Annotated in this window: 23 protein-coding genes and 1 other annotated feature (1 of these 24 running past the window's edge); of the genes, 12 read left to right on the plus strand and 11 right to left on the minus strand. The window is 36.2% G+C overall.

Features of this window, described 5'->3' with window-relative positions:
- Nucleotides 1-13, plus strand: a binding site (T-box leader) (it extends 217 nt beyond the left edge of the window).
- Nucleotides 14-72: 59 nt separating this feature from the next.
- From asnS to EKM66_RS12485, 3 genes are all read left to right on the plus strand, one after another.
- Nucleotides 73-1464: an asparagine--tRNA ligase gene (gene asnS, locus EKM66_RS02085; protein WP_125761193.1), complete on the plus strand. Its 1392-nt coding sequence runs from the start codon at nt 73-75 to the stop codon at nt 1462-1464.
- A gap of 111 nt (nt 1465-1575) precedes the next feature.
- Nucleotides 1576-2910, plus strand: a complete 1335-nt coding sequence (locus EKM66_RS02090; protein WP_125761195.1) for a dihydrolipoyl dehydrogenase family protein — start codon at nt 1576-1578, stop codon at nt 2908-2910.
- 83 nt (nt 2911-2993) lie between these two features.
- Complete coding sequence (locus EKM66_RS12485) at nt 2994-3167, plus strand: hypothetical protein (protein ID WP_164505010.1); 174 nt, start codon at nt 2994-2996, stop codon at nt 3165-3167.
- 45 nt (nt 3168-3212) lie between these two features.
- Here EKM66_RS12485 and EKM66_RS02095 read toward each other — a convergent pair whose 3' ends face one another.
- From EKM66_RS02095 to EKM66_RS02105, 3 genes are read right to left on the minus strand one after another with little or no spacing between them, the layout of a single operon-like run.
- Nucleotides 3213-4139, minus strand: a complete 927-nt coding sequence (locus tag EKM66_RS02095) for a polyprenyl synthetase family protein (protein ID WP_125761198.1) — start codon at nt 4137-4139, stop codon at nt 3213-3215.
- Between the two features lie 15 nt (nt 4140-4154).
- Nucleotides 4155-5150, minus strand: coding sequence for a hypothetical protein (locus EKM66_RS02100; RefSeq protein WP_125761200.1), 996 nt, complete (start codon nt 5148-5150; stop codon nt 4155-4157).
- A 1-nt stretch (nt 5151) separates the two neighbouring features.
- Nucleotides 5152-5451: a hypothetical protein gene (locus EKM66_RS02105; RefSeq protein WP_125761202.1), complete on the minus strand. Its 300-nt coding sequence runs from the start codon at nt 5449-5451 to the stop codon at nt 5152-5154.
- 150 nt (nt 5452-5601) lie between these two features.
- Between EKM66_RS02105 and EKM66_RS02110 the strand changes: the two genes are divergently transcribed.
- The 6 genes from EKM66_RS02110 to EKM66_RS02135 all read left to right on the plus strand — a co-directional run bounded on the left by EKM66_RS02110 (nt 5602) and on the right by EKM66_RS02135 (nt 9444).
- Nucleotides 5602-5811 carry a heavy-metal-associated domain-containing protein gene (locus tag EKM66_RS02110; protein ID WP_164505011.1) on the plus strand — a complete coding sequence of 70 codons (210 nt, stop codon included), beginning with the start codon at nt 5602-5604 and terminating at the stop codon, nt 5809-5811.
- Nucleotides 5811-6692 carry a DMT family transporter gene (locus EKM66_RS02115; protein ID WP_125761206.1) on the plus strand — a complete coding sequence of 294 codons (882 nt, stop codon included), beginning with the start codon at nt 5811-5813 and terminating at the stop codon, nt 6690-6692. Before EKM66_RS02110 ends, EKM66_RS02115 begins: the two co-directional genes overlap by 1 nt.
- A 219-nt stretch (nt 6693-6911) precedes the next feature.
- Nucleotides 6912-7910, plus strand: a complete 999-nt coding sequence (gene moaA / locus EKM66_RS02120; RefSeq protein ID WP_125761208.1) for a GTP 3',8-cyclase MoaA — start codon at nt 6912-6914, stop codon at nt 7908-7910.
- Nucleotides 7911-7938: 28 nt separating this feature from the next.
- Nucleotides 7939-8253, plus strand: coding sequence for a metal-sulfur cluster assembly factor (locus EKM66_RS02125; RefSeq protein WP_125761210.1), 315 nt, complete (start codon nt 7939-7941; stop codon nt 8251-8253).
- 27 nt (nt 8254-8280) lie between these two features.
- Nucleotides 8281-9183, plus strand: a complete 903-nt coding sequence (locus EKM66_RS02130; RefSeq protein ID WP_125761310.1) for a helix-turn-helix domain-containing protein — start codon at nt 8281-8283, stop codon at nt 9181-9183.
- Nucleotides 9184-9225: 42 nt separating this feature from the next.
- Nucleotides 9226-9444, plus strand: coding sequence for a hypothetical protein (locus tag EKM66_RS02135; protein WP_125761212.1), 219 nt, complete (start codon nt 9226-9228; stop codon nt 9442-9444).
- Between the two features lie 85 nt (nt 9445-9529).
- Here EKM66_RS02135 and EKM66_RS02140 read toward each other — a convergent pair whose 3' ends face one another.
- The 8 genes from EKM66_RS02140 to EKM66_RS02175 all read right to left on the minus strand — a co-directional run bounded on the left by EKM66_RS02140 (nt 9530) and on the right by EKM66_RS02175 (nt 15394).
- Nucleotides 9530-10183 (minus strand): response regulator, encoded by a 654-nt coding sequence (locus EKM66_RS02140; protein ID WP_125761214.1) that lies wholly within the window; start codon nt 10181-10183, stop codon nt 9530-9532.
- Between the two features lie 12 nt (nt 10184-10195).
- Entirely contained in the window at nt 10196-11218 is a 1023-nt protein-coding gene (locus EKM66_RS02145) for a sensor histidine kinase (RefSeq protein WP_125761216.1), read from the minus strand.
- Nucleotides 11219-11250: 32 nt separating this feature from the next.
- Nucleotides 11251-11676, minus strand: coding sequence for a GAF domain-containing protein (locus EKM66_RS02150; RefSeq protein ID WP_125761218.1), 426 nt, complete (start codon nt 11674-11676; stop codon nt 11251-11253).
- Nucleotides 11677-11781: 105 nt separating this feature from the next.
- Nucleotides 11782-12285: a hypothetical protein gene (locus EKM66_RS02155; protein ID WP_125761220.1), complete on the minus strand. Its 504-nt coding sequence runs from the start codon at nt 12283-12285 to the stop codon at nt 11782-11784.
- A gap of 23 nt (nt 12286-12308) precedes the next feature.
- Nucleotides 12309-12782, minus strand: coding sequence for a cyclic pyranopterin monophosphate synthase MoaC (moaC, locus tag EKM66_RS02160; RefSeq protein ID WP_125761222.1), 474 nt, complete (start codon nt 12780-12782; stop codon nt 12309-12311).
- A 201-nt stretch (nt 12783-12983) separates the two neighbouring features.
- Nucleotides 12984-13148 (minus strand): FeoB-associated Cys-rich membrane protein, encoded by a 165-nt coding sequence (locus EKM66_RS02165; protein WP_125761224.1) that lies wholly within the window; start codon nt 13146-13148, stop codon nt 12984-12986.
- An 18-nt stretch (nt 13149-13166) separates the two neighbouring features.
- Nucleotides 13167-15164, minus strand: a complete 1998-nt coding sequence (gene feoB / locus EKM66_RS02170; RefSeq protein ID WP_125761227.1) for a ferrous iron transport protein B — start codon at nt 15162-15164, stop codon at nt 13167-13169.
- Nucleotides 15164-15394 (minus strand): FeoA family protein, encoded by a 231-nt coding sequence (locus EKM66_RS02175; protein WP_164505012.1) that lies wholly within the window; start codon nt 15392-15394, stop codon nt 15164-15166. The genes feoB and EKM66_RS02175 overlap by 1 nt, the downstream gene beginning before the upstream one ends.
- A gap of 256 nt (nt 15395-15650) precedes the next feature.
- Here EKM66_RS02175 and EKM66_RS02180 point away from each other — a divergent pair, with 256 nt between their 5' ends.
- The 3 genes from EKM66_RS02180 to EKM66_RS02190 all read left to right on the plus strand — a co-directional run bounded on the left by EKM66_RS02180 (nt 15651) and on the right by EKM66_RS02190 (nt 18388).
- Nucleotides 15651-16562, plus strand: coding sequence for a SufD family Fe-S cluster assembly protein (locus EKM66_RS02180; RefSeq protein WP_125761229.1), 912 nt, complete (start codon nt 15651-15653; stop codon nt 16560-16562).
- A 70-nt stretch (nt 16563-16632) separates the two neighbouring features.
- Nucleotides 16633-17313 (plus strand): GTP pyrophosphokinase, encoded by a 681-nt coding sequence (locus EKM66_RS02185; protein WP_125761231.1) that lies wholly within the window; start codon nt 16633-16635, stop codon nt 17311-17313.
- Between the two features lie 79 nt (nt 17314-17392).
- Nucleotides 17393-18388: a tRNA dihydrouridine synthase gene (locus tag EKM66_RS02190; protein WP_125761234.1), complete on the plus strand. Its 996-nt coding sequence runs from the start codon at nt 17393-17395 to the stop codon at nt 18386-18388.
- The last annotated feature ends 55 nt before the right edge of the window (nt 18389-18443 follow it).

Consider the following 18443-nt stretch of genomic DNA (forward strand, 5'->3'; position numbering starts at 1 on the left):
TTTCGTCCCTTTTTATGGGGGATGAAGGATTTTTTTTCGTCTATAATATTTCAAAATTAAAAGGAGAAACAAATGCAAAACATTTTAGTTAAAGACTTATACAAAAAAGAATTTGCTGATGGTGATCAAATCACTGTTTCTGGTTGGATTCGTACAATCAGAGGTTCAAAACGAGTAGGATTCATTGAATTAAACGATGGTTCATTCTTCAAAAATGTTCAAGTTGTTATTACTAGTGACATGGAAAACTATGCTGAAGTAGTTAAGTTCCCAATTAGCACAACAATCAAAGTTGTTGGTGAATTGGCATTAACACCAAAGGCCCAACAACCATTCGAAATCCATGCTACTGAAGTTATTGAAGAGGGTGCTTCTGATGCTGATTATCCATTGCAAAAGAAGGCTCACTCATATGAATTTATGAGAAGTATTGCTCATTTACGTCCAAGAACTAACACATTCTACTCAGTCTTCCGTATTCGTTCACTAGCCGCATTTGCTATCCATGAATACCTACAAAAACATGATTTTGTTTATGTTCACACACCAATCATCACTAGTTCTGATGCTGAAGGCGCCGGTGAAATGTTCCAAGTTACAACTCTTGATATGAATAATGTTCCAAAAACTGATGATGGCAAAGTTGATTACAACGAAGACTTCTTCAGAAAAGAAACTAACTTAACAGTTAGTGGTCAACTTGAAGTTGAACCATTTGCTTTGGCATTCAGAAATGTCTACACATTTGGTCCTACATTTAGAGCTGAAAACTCACATACAGGTCGTCACGCATCTGAATTCTGGATGATTGAACCAGAACTTGCCTTCGCTGACTTGAAAGATGAAATGGATTGTTCAGAAGAGTTACTTAAGTATGTTATCAACTACGTGATGGACAACGCCAAAGAAGAACTCGACTTCTTGAACGAAAATGTTGATAATACATTGATCGATCGCTTAAAGGCTACTGCTGGCGAACAATTTGCACACGTAACATATACAGATGCGATTGATATCTTGGAAAAGGCAACAGATGTTGAATTCGAGGTTAAACCTTACTGGGGACTTGACCTTGATTCAGAGCACGAACGTTACTTGTCAGAACAAGTTTACAAGAAGCCTGTCTTCATTACTGATTATCCTAAGGACTTCAAGGCATTCTACATGCGTGCCAATGATGACGGTAAGACTGTTGCTGCAGCTGACTTGTTAGTTCCTGAAATTGGTGAGTTGATCGGTGGTTCACAACGTGAGGAACGTCTTGATAAACTCGAGAAGAGAATGTCAGAACTTGAGATGAACGAAGATGACTACAAGTGGTACTTAGAGTTACGTAAGTACGGTGGTACAGTTCACTCAGGCTTTGGTATTGGATTCGAAAGATTAGTTATGTACATTACAGGTATGGAAAATATCAGAGATGTCATTGCTTATCCAAGAACTCCTGGTAATGCTGAATTCTAGTCACAAACTAGTTTATTCAGGCAAATAAGTAATAAAAATATAGATAGACTCTTATAATGGAAATGTTATGTGAGTCTATTTTTTTATCCAAATTATCGGAGGTTGAGATTGATGAATAAGTTTGATGCAATTGTAATCGGTGGTGGCCCAGCTGGATTGGCAGAAGCGTATGCTTTAAAATCTGCTGGCAAGTCTGTTGCTGTAGTCGAGGATTATCAATGGGGTGGTACTTGCCCCAACCGAGGATGTGATCCTAAAAAGATATTATTAAGTGGTGTCCAGGCACGTGATCGTATGGTTCAGTTGAAGGGAAAGGGCTTTGGAGATGCCGAAGTACCGTTTGTTCAATGGCCTGAAATTGAAGCCTTCAAGGAATCTTATACCGATCAAATTCCTGATGGCAGTCGTAATGGTATTGTTAGTGCTGGAATAACGGCAATTGATGGTGGTCCCAAGTTCATTTCTAAAGATCAAATTGTGGTTAATGGTGAAACTTATCAAGCTGATAACTTCATCATTGCAACCGGTCAAAGACCAAGCAGATTAGATATAGAAGGTAAAGAAAACTTACTTACAAGCACGGATTTTATGAGTCTGAAATCAATGCCTAAGAAGATAACCTTTATCGGTGCTGGATATATTGCTTTTGAACTTGCTACAATTGCTAGTTCAACCGGTGCTGAAGTTCATATTGTGCATCATAATGATCGTCCGCTCAAGGCATTCGACAAGTCATACGTTGATTCACTAGTTAAGCAATTAGAAAAACGTGGAATTCAATTCCACTTCAATATTGATACAAAGTCCGTTGTCAAATTCGGTGAGCAGTATGTTCTAGACAGTGGAGATTTCTCATTAGTCAGTGATTTGGTTGTAGGTGCAACTGGTCGTATTCCTAATGTTGATGATTTGGACTTGGAAAAGGCTGGTGTTGAATATACTCGTCATGGCGTAAGTACCAATGGTAAGCTTCAGACATCTAATCCTAAAATCTATGCAATTGGTGATGTTGTTGACAAAGAACAACCTAAGTTGACACCGGTTGCTGGATTTGACGCTAGATATGTTGCTAATGTAATTACTGGGAAGACTGATACTGATATTGAGTATCCAGCCATTCCAACATTGGTATACGGTAGTCCGGAAATGGCGAAGGTTGGTGTAAGTACCGCTGACGCAGAAAAAGATCCTGATAACTACCGTGTAGTTGATCAAGATCTAACTAAGTGGTTTACATACTATAGAACCAACGAATCAATCTCTAGAGCAAAGATAGTCTTTAATAAAGAGGATGAAATAGTTGGTGCTACGCTGTTGAGCAATGAAGCAGATGAGGTAATTAACTATCTCACTCTAGCTATCAATAAGAAAATCAAACATGATGAAATTGTTAATACAGTGTTCGCTTATCCAACACCTGCAAGTGATTTACAATATTTGCTTTAGTTTGAATATAAAAATTTAAATTTGTAATTTACCATAATATCAACTATTCTCAAACTGCAATAAATAATAAATTACGGAGCGTAATGATGTTAAGCGTAAATACATTTATTCGTGTTTCGGCGGCAGCACTCTTTGTTGTATTATTATCGTTGGTTTTGTTTGATGGATGGAAACCAGTTACTATGTCTGTCTCATTGATTGGTCTGGCAGTCGGTGTTTTTGCACAAATGTATTTCAGGAAGAATAAGCATAATTAAAAAAGTCTATAGATGAGAAAATTAATTCTCGTCTGTAGACTTTTTTTACAGCAACATTTCAACTAGTTTTTGTAGATCATGTTTTTCTGGTATTTCAGGTAGCATATTAATATCGAATAAAGCTTGGTCTTTATATTCTTTAACCATAACTTGTGAGGCATCAACACCATTATCGATAACTTCTTCAGCTGTTTCGGCTAGTTTCTTTTCACCAGTTTTTCCAGCCTCAGCAATATCGTTCATAAAGTCTGTACCCTTTTTCCCAATCGCAAATATGACGGGAAGGGTGAACTCACCACTTTGCAACATATATAGTGGACCGAATTCATCAGTTGTCGTGTTAATACCCACCAAGTCTAGTATTTCACTTTTGATTTGATAGGCTATACCGATGGTCCTGCCAATTTCGCCGGCTGAATCAACGATAATATCTGATGCATGAGCAGCTTGTGCTCCGAATCGGCAGGCAAATTCAAACATGACCGCTGAACGACCTTCGACACGCTTAATATAGTCGCCGATATCCTCAACTGGTTTGATCATCTGTTCATCTGCCATTAATTGCTGCGTTGTAATTTCTTGGATAGCATCAATTTTTCCCTGCAATGCGTCATCATCTGCTGAGCATTTGCGTAATTCAACATCGATTAAGTCTGAGAAATATTCGACCATGAAATTTAGTTTGATCGAATCTGGTCCAGCTTGATGCCGACGCATCATTTCGTTTCTGATATAGAACATCTGGTTAGCGGCAGCGGCTGATTGCAATGTGTTCTCTTTGAGTGCTTCTTCTTTTCCGAATCCAGAGAATAAGTAGAAGAATGCACTGTGCAAGAACCTACTAGACTTTAAGAAGCCACTAGCCTCAGTGATAATGTCATCTTTATTTAATTCAATTAGGTGAAGTATGTAGTCTTCCAAGTTTATTAGCTTTGGATTGAGATGTTCGAATTGTTCGAATGGGGATGCCATTATAAGTGATTCTCCTTACTTGAATTTGTCAATTTCTACTTCTAAGTTTTCAGCGATTGGCAAGAATACCGAACTGAAGAACTTTTGTGCATCGAATTTTTTTTCATCTTCAATTAAATCGTTTGATTTTTTCCAGGCATCTTGACGCATGATTGCTGCTAAGTTCTTACGTAGTGTTTGAAGATGTTTTTTTAATGCAGGATTTTTTGTGCCATATGCTTGAATGTAGAAATATAATATTTCGTTAAAGGTATTATCTAGTACATAGAAGAAGGTATTACGCATTTCTGCCAGATTCATCATCTGTGCAAAGGGCATATCCTTAAGAATTTGTTCTTTAGTAAAGGTTCCTGATGATGTAAGAATTGAATTCACTTGGCTCATGTCGGCAATATAGCTTGAGTAGTGTTCCAATTGATCTTTTTTCAATGAAATACCAATTTTTTCTTTAATTTCTGATTCATTCAATGGTTCTAGTTGTTTTAAAGTCATATTTTTGACATCGGAGCTCTCATCAACCAGCTTTTTTTCAATTTCTTTCAAGATTGATTGATTTTCGTTCAGATATTTCATTACGATAGGCCAGATGTGATCATTGAAAGTATCGTGGAAATGATTGAATAAATCATCAGTGTAAACATCCAAAACTTTTTTTTCAGATGGAAATTCTTTTACGTGAGATTCAAATTGTATTACTAATGGAAATCCATTTCGCTTGTCAGGATTACCGACCAAGATACCAGTATCCTTACGTTGTTCATTTTCCCATTGTTTAAGTTCATTTAAGTCAAGTAATCCAAGCGGCATTAGGGTTATTTCTGAATGAGTGCAGAGAATTTGCAATGCAAAAGGGGTGATCATTTTTTGTGTTTCTGTGAATGATTTCAAGGTAACTCGCAATTTTTTTTGATTATCTAGATGATCCTCAGGGTCAGCATAGAAGGCAGAGGATTGAATAGGGGCATTTTCAAAACGGCCACTAATTTGTTTTTTTAAGTCGTCGATATCCATATTAGTTGTTCTCCTCTTTGTGGTTTACGTCTGGGTCATTGCCATATATTTTCTTTAATTCGTTGAGCTTTTTTTCTCCTTTGGCAGTTAATGTAGCCGGTTTAAGAGTTGCTGTTGCTAAGGAGTAATTTTGGATTTCTTCAAGTTCCAAATCTTGGAACCAGCCCTTATCGTGAACACATTCAATTGTTTGATATAGTCTTGATTGTTTATTTAATTGACGGTTAGAAGTGAAGTAATTACGATTTACATCATTAAGTAATTGATAAACTGCTTGTTCGGTACTTACATTTTCGGCCATAATTAATAACTCTCCTTATTTGTTTCATATTACTTATATTCTATCGTTGTTCTATTCAATAAAAAATTAGTAAAATTCCTAAGTTAAATGAAGTTTCTACTGCGTTATGATAAAAAAGTAATAATATTAATATATTGGAGGAATATTTTAATGGAAAAGAAAATACTAGTAAGCGGGTTACACTGTGAGAACTGTCCAAGACATATTGCGGAATTGATCAAGGATGCTAAGGGTGTAAAGAATTTGGACAAAGATATGGATAAAATGACACTAACAATTTCTGGAACTGAAGATTTAGATGTGAACGAAATCAAACAAGACTTAAGCAGCAAGCCTTTCACTGTTGAGGAATTGGCTTAATGAATCAAATGACTACCAAAAAAGCTCAACTTTTAGGAGTTGAACTTAATTTAATATCGTTATTATTTAGTAGTATTAGTCCTGTTTTAAATAAGTTTTCGTTAGTAAGTTTGAATCCAGTTATTGGAGCATTATTCACAAGTGTTTTTGCCGCAATTTTTAATTTGATTTTGATATTCGTAATGTATCATGATTTTTCAATCATTAGGAATAAATGGGTCATTGCATTGGGATTATCAAATGCCGTTGGAGTTATTCTTCAATATATTGCTTTGACATTGTTGAGTCCGGTTACAGTTACTCTGATTGCTCGAATATATTTGGTATATGTATTTGCGCTTTCGTACATGTTTTTGAAAGAAAAATTGGTTAAGTGGGATTACTTAGCAATTGTTATGTGTATTGCTGGGTCAGTATTTGTCTCAACTGGTCGCATTCAGGTTGATAGTGTTTGGGGCATTGTCTGTGCATTTATTTATCCTCTAATGTATGCAATAAATAATATAATTGCGAAGTATTTGGTTGAAGACAATAATCCAGGGAATGTATTGTTTTATAATCATCTAGTTTCAGCAGTTTTGCTGTTCGTCTATGCATTGATCATCCCCGGCACCTTTGGTGGAATTGAAGCTAAAGCAGTAACATTTAATTTCTTTGGTGCTTTCTTCAACGGATTCTTATCATTGTTGCTATTCTATACAAGTTTGAAATTTATTACTGCTGGTAAGGCCAATATTGTGCGTGCGTTGGGGCCAATTGTCGTAATAATCTATTCATACTTTTTCTTCCCAATTCAGATCAGTTCTAATATTATCGTTGGTGCATTGCTATTGATTGCATCTACCGCAATTGTCACGTTTACTCGTGCTGATACTGAATAAGTTGCTAAATTTCCAGTTTAAATGTGCAACAGAACATAATTTTATATGCTTAAACTAAGCGGGGGTGGTAATCCAATATAGGATTGCCGCCCTCGTTTGGTTCAATACTCAATATTTAGGTGTTTTTACTAATTCAAACTATTCCCAATATAATACATAATAAAATTAGTTAATTATATAATTCACAAATCCCTTTATAATATTTTGGAGGTTTTTAAAATGGAAAAGCTGTATGACAAATACGATCGGTTACATGATTACGTACGATTATCGATAACTGATCGGTGTAATTTGAGATGTGTTTATTGCATGCCTAAGGAAGGTCTGCCGTTTTTCCCAACTGATAAGGTATTATCCCAAGATGAAATTGTTCAATTGATCGAGAACTTCGCTGAAATGGGTGTTTCGAAGGTTCGTATCACAGGTGGGGAGCCATTACTGCGGACTGATGTAGTAGATATTGTAAGGCGAATCAAAGCGGTCGATGGTATTGAGGATGTTTCGATTACTACCAATGGATTATTTCTAGCAAAAAAAGCTGAAGCATTAAAAGAGGCTGGACTAGATCGTCTTAATATTAGTCTGGATACCTTCAAACCAGATCGTTATCAAAAAATAACTCGTGGTGGAAATATCGAGCAAGTTCTAAATGGTATAGAAGTTGCTAGTAAACTTCATTTCAAAAAAATTAAGTTGAATATTGTTTTGATAAAAGGTCAAAATGATGACGAAGTATTAGATTTTTTGAATTATACCAAGGATCATGATGTTAATGTTCGTTTTATCGAGTTTATGCCGATAGGTAACGCATTGAAATCTTGGCAAAAGGAATATGTCGGATTAAAGAATGTCTTTACGACTTGTGATGAGAACAATTTTGATTACCATGCAATTGACCTAAGTGGTAATGGTCCTTCTGACAATTATCAAATCGAAGGTTATCAAGGCAGCTTTGGGCTTATCCATCCTATCAGTTCCAAGTTCTGTGAGAATTGTAATAGATTGAGGATCACGGCTGACGGATACGTTAAAGCATGTTTGTATTGGAATGAAGAAATCGATATACGTAAGGCAATTCCAGATAAAAAAGAATTTCGCAGGTTGATTCAAAAATCATTAGATAGAAAGCCATTGAACCATGAAATGGCGATGGATGAAGAAGATAGGATAATTGATAAGGCACCAACTTGGCGTCACATGAGTCAAATTGGCGGGTGATCGATCACACAAATTGAAAGGTAACTTTATGATGAATAATGAAAAGATTGAAGACCAAGTAATGAGTGCATTAACCGATGTAATTGATCCGGAGTTAGGAATTGATATCGTAAACCTTGGATTGATCTACGAAATTGGTATAATAGAAAGCGATTGCAAAATAACTATGACGCTGACAACTATGGGATGTCCTTTGGGGAACTTGTTAGCTGATCAAATTGAACGGGCTGCTAAGTCAGTAGATGGAGTGGATGATGTCGAAATTAATTTAGTCTGGGAGCCAGTTTGGAATGTGGGTATGGTCAGTCGTTTTGCTCGAACAGCTTTAGGAATTTATGGCTAAAACTTTGGAGTGTGAATATTGAGAGAAATTAATATAGGTGTATTTATAAGTAAGCGTAAGGAATTAAAATTATCCCAGGTAAAACTTTGCGAGGGGATCTGTACTCAAGCAACTCTCAGCAAGTTTGAAAATAACGGTCGCGTACCTTCGCTGACTATTCTTAATAAGTTGTGTGCTAGATTAGGACTGACGGTCGATGATCTATATCAGGATTCAATGGCGTCAACTGCCAAAATAAGAGATCTATTGAACAAAGCTGAGAAAGAATTGATGATGGAGGACTATCAGGGAGTAATTGATATCTTGAGCGGTATCAAACCTGACAAAATTGAGTTCATTCCGTTGAAGACACAGTTTTATTATTTACGTGGCTTGCTGAATGCACTCACTAATCAGAAGCCAGTTGATATAATGTTTGATTTTTCGCAAATATTAGATGACTTAGATGATAAGCATCAGACAATTTTTACCCAGCTTGCATATTTAGGATCAGGTGTAATGTATGCTCGAGAGCAGCAGAATGATAAAGCCGACTTTTATTTTGGCAAGATCTACCATTACATTGTAGAGAATAAGAAGAATACAGAAGACGTGATAGATGACAAGGATAATCATTACTTGAGAATTTTGACCCTTATCTTCTTCACAGCTGAATACGATGCTTCTAAAGGCAATATCAAGTGTAGTGATAAGTTGGTTAAGATGGGGATCAATCTCTGTGCTGATTATCATGTTACTTATTATTTGCCACGTTTAAAATTGCAGGCAGCACAGAATGCTATCAATGATAATAAATCAGAAAAAGAAATTACAGCTTTGATGAATGATGCGTTGGCATTTGCTCGTATTAATAATAATCAAGTGGTTGAAATTAGAGTTGCGGCACTTAGAACACAATACGAAAAAAATACAAATAAAGAAAATGTCTAACTACTTTTGTAGCTAGACGTTTTCTATTACGGAGTGATACTTATGCTGAAAAAATTTTCTAAAGAATGGGCAACACTCGATGTTTATTGTGGGACCTTAGCGGGATTGACAATTCTTTTGATGTTTCTTGAGTGGGAACGTATCAAGGCGTTATCCATGGAGTTAGTGATTATGTGGATATTATCAGTCATTTTGATTCTGATACCACAGTTCATAAAGCTATATCATTTGAAAGAATTTCCTGATGAGAAGAAAAAATAAAAGCGTGATGAAAGGGAGTCATACCTAACTTGATGTAATAATACCAAGTTAGATATGACTCCCTTTTTATGTAAATAAGTATTTTTTAGAATTCAATTAAGTGGTGATGAATAGCATAACGTACTAAGTCTGCACGAGTGTCAAGCTGCAATTTACGAATGATATTAGCTTTGTGAGCTTCCACAGTCTTAGTTGAAATGAACATTTGCGAGGCTATTTCCTTGTTTGAATAGCCTAGAGCTATCAGTGGGAAAATTTCTTTTTCACGTTTTGATAAGCCGTTGTAACCTTTGAGATTCACATCAACGCCATCAGAATTGATTTGTTGAATATCAGATTTAGTTATCATGATGTTTTTATCGATATAGTTTTCACCATTAGACAACGATTTTAGTGCTTTGATCAGTTCATCATCAGGAGAACTTTTTAGGATATAAGACATAGCACCATTGTGAATGGCTTTATTAATGTATTCTTGTTCTTCATGCATCGAAAGAATTAGAATTCGCACATCAGGATATTTGTCATGAATTCTTTGAGTGGTGATCAAGCCACTTTCCCCAGGTGGCATGCTCAAATCCATGATGAGAATATCGATACCGCCTTGTTCAACACGCATATAAGTGTCAGTCCCATTGGCTTCTTCACCGACTACTTCAAAATTATTTTGCTGATTAACCAAAAAAGATAATCCTGATCTAACAACAGCATGATCATCAGCAATTAGAACTTTATACATGATTTTCCTCCCTTATGCTACTGGAAACTTAACAGTTACAGTAGTACCCTCATTAAGCTTTGACTTAATACTAAATGCGCCATTTAATGCTTTAACACGCTCATTCATATTCATGAGACCAAGTGAACGTCCATTGAATGTTTGATGCTTCGGAACATTGAATCCGTCTCCGTCATCAATTATTTCCAGCGTGATAAAGTGATCGTGTGAGACTAACAAAATTGAAATCTCGTTGGCATTTGCGTGTTTTAGAGCGTTATTGATTGCTTCTTGTGCGATTCGATATAACACACTTTGGATGTCATTAGATAATCCACTTGTGTCGGCATTACCAATGACATCGATCGTTACACCGGAGTTCTCTTGCAATCTTTTGGATAGAACTCGTAATGCGGATAACAATCCAAAGCTGTCAAGAACTGAGGGACGAATATCAAGTGCCATTCGTTTGACCTCAGTAAGGGTATCGTTAAGTTGCGATTGGATGACGTCAGTTAATTGACTAAGTTTTTCAGGTGACATCGTCGTATCACTAAGCCGACGCACTCCCATGATCGCAGAATAAACGCCTTGGGCGATGCTATCGTGAAGGTCTTCTGAGATACGTTTGCGCTCATTTTCGTTTGCACGATTGACGTATTGTGTCAATTTGCGTTGCTGAGCCAATTGATCCATACGATTAATGGTTCCACGATTCTTGAGCGTCAATGAGAAGACGTGTTCTTCTTGGTCGATGACATTATAGATCATGAAGTAGGAGAGTGGATGCGGCATATTCTTTGCTAGAGTAATAGGGATGGAAATCTGTTTCATTTTGTTTTGAATTATGCAATTAAAACAATTTTCAGTTGGTGAGAACTTTTGTTTAACTGATGAATCAGCAATTTCAAGTAAGTATTTTGGATTCATATTGAGTTCTTTTTGCAATTCTTTTGCCATATGATTGCTGACGAGTAGTTCATTGTCTTTAAAAATCATAATAGCATCAGTTGATTCATTGAAATAATTGTTGATCCACTGCGCAGTTTCAAGCAAAAAAAATCAGCCCCTTCTCCATATATGACGAATCAAAGATATTGGGAGAGTTTTTGGGCTGTTTCATTAGAAACCTCTATATTTGAATGGTACCCAGCAATCAAAACACCGCTTACTATACTGGGAGTTTCAACAATTGGAACTGCCACGGCGCTGTGTAAGTGTTCGGTATTTGCAATAGGGGTATACATTTTACTAGAGTATTCGTATTCTGTTAGATCATTGTCCCAAAATGGCTTACCGGTTCTTATCACCAAACCAGCAATCCCAATACCACTTCGTAAGACGATTTTTCTAAATTTTTCGTTAGTGTTTCCTGCAACAAATGACCATTTGATTGAATGTGGTGGATTCTTTGATTGGATGGCAACACCTACAAAATCAAAGTCTTCATCATGATAAATTTGATTTACCAATGTTTGATAGTCAAATTGGTCATTCGTTTGTTCTAGATTCACGTCTTATTCCTCCTTATAATAACATTTTTAGAATTGATAAACATTGTTTTCAACGGTTTTTACGCAATATTGGAATATTATACAAATATAATTTTATATAGAGTATTAAAGTGCAATATCAAAAATATCACTTTTGGCGAATGTTATTGAAATACACTGTAGTTTTTGTGTAAAGAATGCTTCTAAATCGAAGCTATCCAAGTTTATGTATGAAATTAAGTCATTTTGGTTAATTGTGAAGTGACTAATGGTGAAAAAATTTTGATCTGTCGTTGAAGCAAAACTATTTTGATTTTCGGCAATGATCGATAATACTTCTTGATTGACCGCATGGTCAGATGTTGAGATCGTCAAAAATTCAACATCGTTTTCAAAAAGTTGACTGGCGCAGTATATATCTGTAAGTAGACGATTGTTTGTAGTAGGTGCTTGATGCTGAATCACTTGGATATTCGGCTGATCTGCGAATTCATTTTTGGTTACTTTGTAATTATTTGCTGAAGTTGGAATAATTATGTCAGAAGTCAATAATCTCAACTTGTTAACTACAGAGTTGAGGTCATCAAATGAATTAGTAGTCGATTCTTCGTTCAAAATTAATCCAATCATGTTTTTCCTCCATTAGTTATTATTTAGTCAAATGTGAAATGACCACTTTTGCCGCCATCCTTTTCAACTAGATGAACATCGGTAATAATCATTCCACGATCAATTGCTTTGCACATGTCATAGATTGTTAATAGTGATGTTTGCGCTGCGAGTAGGGCTTCAATTTCAACGCCAGTAACGTGCTTAGTTTTAACTTTTGTAGTGACAGTAATAGTCGTATCGTTATCATCTTCAAAGTGGATATCGACACCAGTAAGGGGAATGAGATGGCACATTGGAATTAGTGAACTTGTCTGTTTTGCGGCCATAATACCGGCAATTTGTGCAACAGCTAGTACATCACCTTTTTTTATTTTTCCTTCGTGAATGCGAAGAAGTGTTTCGTTATGCATTTGTATTTTCCCAGTGGCAATGGCAAATCTTGATGTGATTTGCTTGTCAGTAACATCAACCATTTTGGCTCTATTTTGGTCATTGAAGTGGGTTAATTCGTCCATTTTAATAACTCCTTTAAGCTAGAATATAAATATTTCTTTATTCAGAGTATATCAAGTGTGTTGATATATAAGTATTAGGGGAAGTGCTCAAAACGGTGAATAAGATGATATACATGTAAAAAGAGTCATACCTAACTTGATGTAACAATACCAAGTTAGGTATGGCTCTCTTTGTGTATGTATTATGGCAGGTTCAATACGTTAGTTGCGCTGTTTACGTGCTTTATCAACCATCAATTTGGCTTCACATTTGTAATCGCAACCAGCACACTTACCTTGTTTTGATTTTTGAGTGATTTTAAAAATTTCATATCCTGCTAATCCAACAATGATTGCAGCAATCAATAGATTAATAAATAGTGTCATTTTTTTACCTCAAGTGTTTTAGAATAATAGACTTCCAATTTGAAAAATAATAAATGATAAAGTATATGCAATCAACAGGCTTGAAAGAACTGAATAGACAACCCATTTTGTTGAACCAGTCTCTGACTTGATAGTGCCAATAGTTGCGAAGCAAGGTACGTATAACAGAATGAATACTAGTAGTGCATAGGCAGAGACAGGAGTAAACATCGATCCAAAGGTGGCAATCAGTGCAGTTTGACTTGTGGTGTGAAATAGCACCATCATGCTTGAACTGATTACTTCTTTTGCGAGTATTCCAGTAAAGAGTGCGCTGATTGTTTCCCATGATTGAATACCTATGGGTGAAAATATTGGCAGCATCATCTTACCTAATAGTGCAGAAAAACTCTGATCGATATTCGTTACGAATCCACTAGGTCCGAAGTTAGATAATAACCAAATTAAAACAGTACCTGCGAATATGACAGTACCAGCTTTTTTGACAAATCCCTTACTCTTATCCCAAGTCCCACGCCAGATGATGTCTAATCTAGGAATATGATATTTGGGTAATTCTACTATGAAGACTGTACTGTCTTCGACGTGGAAAATTATTTGATAAAACTTCGCCATACATAATGCAACGGCAATTCCCAAGAAGTAAATGGATAAGACTATTAGTGCTTGATTACGTGGGAAGAAGGCTGCTACAAAAAGACTGTAGATCGGTAATCTGGCGGAACAGCTCATAAATGGAGAAATCAAAGTTGTAATCAATCTTTCCTTGGGTTGTTCGATAGTTCTAGCGGCCATAATTCCTGTGACGTTACATCCAAACCCAATGATAAGTGGGATGAATGATTTTCCATTCAAACCGATTGTTTGCATGATCCTATCGGTAACGAGTGCGGCTCGTGCCATATATCCTGAATCTTCTAGAAGTGATATACAAGCAAATAATGCGAATATCTGAGGGATGAAGGTGAGTACACCGCCAACTCCAGCAATCACACCGTCAACAATCAATGAACGCAAGAATGGCATAGCACCGATACTAGCAAGAAAATGGTCGGCATAAGTTGAGATTGGACCAGATAACAAGGAATTCAACTGATCAGATAACGGTGTTCCGATCCAATCGAATGATATCTTGAACATCAAGTAGAAAATGGCAATGAACACCGGCAATCCGAGGATTGGATTAGTGATGATACTGTCAATTTTCGAAGTCATTTCCACGTTTTTTGTATCAGTTAGATTTTCCTGTGCCGCACTTAAGGTTGAATCAATAAAGGCAAGGCGAGTTTTGAATATTTTGTCCTCAAAATTCTGTGCGTCATAATATTCTTTTTGTTCTAGTAAAGGAGTTAATTTATTATGAACCGCATATTTACGAATGACTTTGTTCTTGTTGATGTACTGAATAGTCAGCCATCGAGCGTACGAAGGTGACATATCAAAGTGATTCACTAATTGTTCACTTGCCTGTCGAATCGCTTGTTGTACCATAAAGGGGTATTCCAATTTTAACGCTGGTTTTTCTCGCAACTGATCAGTAGGCATGGACAAGAGCTTGTCACGCAATTGACTGATACCATCTTTATTTCTAGCGTTGGTAGTTTCAATATGACAACCTAGTCTCTTGGATAAAGTAGGGATGTCATAGTAAATTCCAGAACGTTTGAGGTCATCGATCATATTCAGAGCGATAATTACAGGAGTACCATATTCTAATAACTCGATGGACAATAATAGATTACGTTTCAACTGTCCTGCATTTGTGACGTTCAGAATCACGTCAGCGTCGTTTGTTAATAAGTAATTGATGGCAACTGACTCATCTTTGGTGATAGGATTTAAAGAGTAGATTCCTGGTAAGTCTGTGACAACCACTTTGGAGTGCTTAATATTTCCCATTTTTTTCTCGACCGTGACACCAGTCCAGTTACCCACGTAGGCATATGAATCAGTGATTTGGTTGAAAATAGTGGTTTTGCCAGTGTTAGGATTCCCCATTAGGGCGACAGTAGTCATTACAATTGACCTCCGACTAAAATCCTGAATACCTTGTAGCGAACTCCTATTTGTTGGTGATCGACCTCAATAATAACTGGACCATGCATCGGAAAGAATCTAATCACGGTTAAGTTGCTTCCATCGTGAATACCGAGGCTATGTAGACGTTGCTTAGTTGGAGTATCTAATTGTTCAATGTTACAAACTGAAAAATGTTGATTGATTATAGACTCAGAAATCAGTTGCATGATACATCCTCCTGAAATAATATTCCAAAAGTAAATAAAATATTTATTTACTAGTGAAAACGTGAACTTTTGATAATACATATTATGACACGTTTCATTTTGTTTGTGTATGGGTAATTTACCTAATTTTATTTTGGAATATTTACAGGTAGAATAATTGGTATAAAAGGTTATTTTGAAGCTATTTATTGTAATTTAGATAATAATATTTATATTGCTATATAAAAAAGGAATATTGAAAAAGGCGGATCAAATAATGGTACTTGATAGTGAATTTTTGGAAGATTTTGAAATGGATGCTAATGATCATGGGGAACCGCATTGGTTTGTTGACAAACGAATCGAAGCACTAAAGAAATTTGAGGAGCTATCCTATCCTGACTCCGATAAAATTGACTTGAATCTATTAAAAATCCAAGAGTTAAAATGGAAGAGATCGGATAAGGCATTGATTCCTTCAATTAATGACACAGAAAATATTGAGATAGTGCAAGTTGGACAAAGAATCGTGGTCAATACGTTACCAGATGAATTGGAAGAACAAGGTGTCATAATAACTGATGTCTTCACGGCATTTCGTCAGCATCCAAGACTTATCCAAAAGGCCTTTATGGACAAGGTAATTAAACCAGATGAAGACAAGTTAACTGCGTTTCATGCAGCAATGATCAATAGCGGGGTATTTGTTTATGTTCCTAAAGAGTTGAGGTTAAATAAGCAGATTAATTTGCATGTAATTCAGGATAATACTCTAAAGATACCTTTGATCACTCATTTGTTAATAGTTGCTGAGAATGATTCCAGCGTGAATATTGCTGAGGATATAACTCACACAGGTGAAAATATTAATATTTTCAACGGGTTCACGGAAGTACTTACGAGAGCTAATGCAAATGTTGAATTGAAGGTTACTAATAACTTGTCTGATAAGTCAATTTTGTTTTTAAAAGACAAATCATATTTAGGAAGAGATTCAATAATTAATTGGCAGGAAAACTTAAAAAATGATGGTCCAACATACGCCAGTATAGAAGGTAATTTGTTTGGCAGTGATTCAAAACTAATAACTACTTTGAATCTCAATAATGACGATAAAGAAATTTTGACTAATATAGTGAAGCATGGCAAAAATACTGTGAGTGAATTTAGTCAGAATCTAAATAATTAGTTGAGTAAAATGTATATCTGGCTCACAATGATAATATATTCAAATCGGACCGGTGAGGAGAAATTATTGTATGATATTAGAACGAGAAAATATGATTAATATTAAGCAAGTTGAGAGGGAACTGGGATTATATTCTGATCAAGAAGAGATCCACGATATAAGTAAACTTGTAGCTTATTATCAACTTTGTCATTCTGCTGTAGGAGAATTTGGAACCAAATTAGAGAATCTTGATGATGATTATCGAGTTCGGCACAATCATAATCCTATCCATCATATTGAAGTGCGAATGAAAGACGTTGGCAGCTTAATTGAAAAACTAAGCCGAAAGAATCTTCCAATAAAGTTTCAGAGTATTAAGGATAATATCTATGATGTCGGTGGCATTAGAGTAGTCACAAATTATATCGATGATGTATATACGGTTGAAGAAAATCTGTTGGCACAAAGTGACGTTAAGTTGTTGCGTCGTAAAGACTATATTAAGAGTCCCAAGAAAAGTGGATATCGAAGCTTGCATTTGGTATTGACGGTTCCAGTATTTCAATCTGATGGTGTACAAGTCACACCCGTTGAGATTCAGATTCGTACCGTTGGAATGGATATGTGGGCTAGTTTGGAACACAAGCTTCGTTATAAGACGGCAGAACCTGAGGTTAAGGTTGCTGAGTATTCGGAGTCACTGCAAGGATATGCTGATGAAATTAATGGAATTGAGCATAATTTGCAAGAAATATTCCATAATCTATAAACTTAAAACTTGCCTTCATATAATGTATCTCGGTATAGTTGTTTAGTTGTAATTAATTATTTTGATTGGAGATGAGATTGTGACCCAGTCACCTTACTGGAATCGCATCGCAGAAAAAGCAAAGAAAGAGAATCGGCCATTCTTCAGCTTGGCACCAATGGAAGCTGTTACCGGTTCTGTTTTTCGTCGTGTAGTTCAAAGAGCAGCTGCACCAGATGTTTTTTATACAGAATTTACTAATGCGCTAAGTATCACCCATCCGTTAGCTAAAGAGGCTACTAAAGGACGTTTGTATATAGATCCAAAAGAAGACCCTAAGCCAGTTGTTCAACTGTGGGGTAATAATGGCGATGATTTTGCCAGAGCTGTTAAAGAAGTCGAGAAGCAAGGTTATGAGGCAATTGACATTAATACTGGTTGTCCTGATATTGCAGTGATCAAGAATCATAGTGGAAGTGATTTGATTCGTCATTTTGATACAGCCAAGGAAGTAATTGAAGGGGCACGTAAGTCCGATTTGCCAGTGACCGTTAAGACAAGAATTGGCTATAGTGAAATCGATGAATATAAGACATGGATTCCATTCTTGCTAGAGCAGGATGTGCCAGTTTTAACAGTTCACATGCGTACTCGTGAAGAGATGAGTAATGTACCGGCTCACTATGAATTAATTGATGATATTGTGAAAATGCGTGATGAGATAGCACCGGATACATTACTGCAGATTAATGGTGATATTGCCGATTATCGGGCAGGGATGCAACTGTATCATGAACATCCCGGAATAGATGGAATAATGATTGGGCGCGGTATTTTTACTAATCCGTACGCTTTTGAACCAGTCCCTAAAGAACATTCAACTCATGAACTACTTAACTTGCTTCGTTACCAGTTGGATTTGTATGACGAGTTTGTTGCCAAAGGAATTCCTGGTCACTTTGCTCCATTGCAAAGGTTCTTTAAGATCTATGTGCGTGGGATGAAAGGTGCTTCAGCTGTTAGAAATGATTTGATGCAGACGAAGACTACCGATGATGCACGTGCCGTAATTGATCGAATTGATATTGATAAGTAGATATCTGAGAGCAAAATAAAACATGCTTAACTTTCGAGCATTAAGACAAATAGAG

The sequence above is a fragment of the Companilactobacillus hulinensis genome (genome assembly GCF_003946555.1).
Classification (GTDB): Bacteria; Bacillota; Bacilli; order Lactobacillales; family Lactobacillaceae; genus Companilactobacillus; species Companilactobacillus hulinensis.

Bases quoted from the DNA above. Each gene is read 5' to 3' on its own strand.
- EKM66_RS02165 (WP_125761224.1), bottom strand. From the start codon at position 13,148: ATGACACTATTTATTAATCTATTGATTGCTGCAATCATTGTTGGATTA.
- EKM66_RS02175 (WP_164505012.1), bottom strand. From the start codon at position 15,394: ATGCAACTGATTTCTGAGTCTATAATCAATCAACATTTTTCAGTTTGT.
- EKM66_RS02090 (WP_125761195.1), top strand. From the start codon at position 1,576: ATGAATAAGTTTGATGCAATTGTAATCGGTGGTGGCCCAGCTGGATTG.
- EKM66_RS02140 (WP_125761214.1), bottom strand. From the start codon at position 10,183: ATGTATAAAGTTCTAATTGCTGATGATCATGCTGTTGTTAGATCAGGA.
- EKM66_RS02105 (WP_125761202.1), bottom strand. From the start codon at position 5,451: ATGGCCGAAAATGTAAGTACCGAACAAGCAGTTTATCAATTACTTAAT.
- moaC (WP_125761222.1), bottom strand. From the start codon at position 12,782: ATGGACGAATTAACCCACTTCAATGACCAAAATAGAGCCAAAATGGTT.
- EKM66_RS02110 (WP_164505011.1), top strand. From the start codon at position 5,602: ATGGAAAAGAAAATACTAGTAAGCGGGTTACACTGTGAGAACTGTCCA.
- feoB (WP_125761227.1), bottom strand. From the start codon at position 15,164: ATGACTACTGTCGCCCTAATGGGGAATCCTAACACTGGCAAAACCACT.
- EKM66_RS02125 (WP_125761210.1), top strand. From the start codon at position 7,939: ATGATGAATAATGAAAAGATTGAAGACCAAGTAATGAGTGCATTAACC.
- EKM66_RS02100 (WP_125761200.1), bottom strand. From the start codon at position 5,150: ATGGATATCGACGACTTAAAAAAACAAATTAGTGGCCGTTTTGAAAAT.
- EKM66_RS02180 (WP_125761229.1), top strand. From the start codon at position 15,651: ATGGTACTTGATAGTGAATTTTTGGAAGATTTTGAAATGGATGCTAAT.
- EKM66_RS02135 (WP_125761212.1), top strand. From the start codon at position 9,226: ATGCTGAAAAAATTTTCTAAAGAATGGGCAACACTCGATGTTTATTGT.
- moaA (WP_125761208.1), top strand. From the start codon at position 6,912: ATGGAAAAGCTGTATGACAAATACGATCGGTTACATGATTACGTACGA.
- EKM66_RS02185 (WP_125761231.1), top strand. From the start codon at position 16,633: ATGATATTAGAACGAGAAAATATGATTAATATTAAGCAAGTTGAGAGG.
- asnS (WP_125761193.1), top strand. From the start codon at position 73: ATGCAAAACATTTTAGTTAAAGACTTATACAAAAAAGAATTTGCTGAT.
- EKM66_RS02155 (WP_125761220.1), bottom strand. From the start codon at position 12,285: ATGATTGGATTAATTTTGAACGAAGAATCGACTACTAATTCATTTGAT.
- EKM66_RS02095 (WP_125761198.1), bottom strand. From the start codon at position 4,139: ATGGCATCCCCATTCGAACAATTCGAACATCTCAATCCAAAGCTAATA.
- EKM66_RS02115 (WP_125761206.1), top strand. From the start codon at position 5,811: ATGAATCAAATGACTACCAAAAAAGCTCAACTTTTAGGAGTTGAACTT.
- EKM66_RS12485 (WP_164505010.1), top strand. From the start codon at position 2,994: ATGATGTTAAGCGTAAATACATTTATTCGTGTTTCGGCGGCAGCACTC.